A 1,315-nucleotide genomic window follows, 5' to 3' on the forward strand; every position below is an offset into this window, starting at 1 on the left:
TCGAAACCGCTCTTACGGATTTCGGCGCTGCTGTACGCGTATCGTCTACTCGGTAACAACAAAATTAGAACACTACCAGACCATCGAATTACTAGGGGGCGTTCTCGATTAACAAATTATCCAGGGATGACAACCCGTTATGAGCAACCCGCCGGAAAGAGAACCACGGATGAACACGGATGGAGACAACTCCGTGTTGATCCGTGTCGATCCGTCATGATTTCGGCACTCGCTCAGGATTCCGCACTGGTCACGGACCAGATGGATCGACTCGCGGACCACATCGATCAACGGGTACATCTACACGACATCGCCTGGGAGGACTACGAGCGACTGGTGGCCGCGCGCGGCGATCAATGCGGCGTGCGCGTTACCTATCTGGAGGGCGAGCTCGAGCTCATGGCCCCATCCATCCACCATGAATCGCTGAAGACACGGCTCGCAAGGCTTGTGGAGGCCTATGCCGAAACGGTCGGCATTGAGCTGGAGGGTTACGGCTCCTGGACTGTCAAATCGGAACCGCAGGCGCGAGGGTTCGAAGCCGACGAATGCTATATCATCGGACCGATCGAGGAGCTGCCGGAGATCCCGGACATCGCCATCGAAGTCGTCTGGACCTCCGGAGGGATCGACAAGCTGGAGGTCTATCGCGGTTTGGGCGTACCCGAAGTCTGGACGTGGCAAGCGGGATCACTCCGCTTCTTCCTGCTCCAGGAAGACGGCTACCTCACCGGCACCCGCAGCCGGCTGCTCCCCGACCTGGACCCGGCCTTGATCGCCCGCTGCATGGCGCAAGAGAGCCAAACCCGAGCGGTGCGGGCATTGCGCTCCGCCCTCGGTGAGAAAATCGAGCGAAAATAAGCAGTAACTTCTCCGCCCGCACCCGAGCACCCCGTTCTCTCGTTCCCACGCGCTGAGACTGTGAAAGAATTCGTTTTCCCCGGAAGTGGTGGGATGAAGGCACCATATTTCGGTAGTGGTTAATATCTAAGTTTGAACATGACCAACGGCACTGGCCGCTATGCCCCCTCTCCCGCCGGGAGAGGGTTGGGGAGAGGGGATCAAAAGGATAAATCGCTCTACTTTTTCACTTATAAATTTACCACTACCCATATTTCATACTAAATTCTGTCTCATATGGGATTTAAGAGAAGTATTTTCGGCCTAAAGTAGGATAATTATGTTGTGCTGTCCCTATGGCTCCGAAAATCTAGTAATACTCTCACAGTCTCAGCGCGTGGGAACGAGAAAACTCAGCCTGACTGATGACCATTTGGACCGGCAACTCGGCATTCAGGTTTTACCCGATAGCCAG

Annotated in this window: 1 protein-coding gene; it reads left to right on the forward strand. The window is 55.3% G+C overall.

Going from position 1 to position 1,315, the window contains the following annotated elements; translation table 11 throughout:
- The first annotated feature begins 216 nt into the window (after nucleotides 1–216).
- Nucleotides 217–861: a Uma2 family endonuclease gene (locus BQ17_RS16005; protein WP_256091637.1), complete on the forward strand. Its 645-nt coding sequence runs from the start codon at nucleotides 217–219 to the stop codon at nucleotides 859–861.
- Nucleotides 862–1,315 lie beyond the last annotated feature (454 nt).

This window comes from Candidatus Thiosymbion oneisti, assembly GCF_900092655.1.
Classification (GTDB): Bacteria; Pseudomonadota; Gammaproteobacteria; order Chromatiales; family Chromatiaceae; genus Thiosymbion; species Thiosymbion oneisti.